General features: G+C 65.8%; 1 pseudogene. It reads left to right on the plus strand.

The features are described from left to right. A pseudogene (locus PUR61_RS07215) lies at positions 1-82 on the plus strand (transposase); the annotation flags it as partial. Between the last annotated feature and the right edge of the window lie 196 nt (positions 83-278).

Raw genomic sequence — 278 nt, forward strand, 5'->3', positions numbered from 1 at the left:
CTGGACACACCGCCGAGAGACCCTGCCCGACACCTACCGCGCCATCGCCGGCCTCGTCTCCGACCGCACCGCCGGCACGTGAACCACAGACCTCAACCAGCCCCCTGCTGCCCCACCCGCTATCACGCACCAACTCGTAAGGAATCCGACACCGGGTTGAGACCTCAGCGTTCGACACGTCGTGAGACTGCGATAGAAACCGCAGACCAGAGAAGCAAGCAGCGTCCGCCACGAGCCGCGCGACCCTGCAGTGTCCGTAGGGTATCGCGATCCGTGGC

The sequence above is a fragment of the Streptomyces sp. BE20 genome (assembly GCF_036322525.1).
In the GTDB taxonomy this organism is placed as follows: Bacteria; Actinomycetota; Actinomycetes; order Streptomycetales; family Streptomycetaceae; genus Kitasatospora.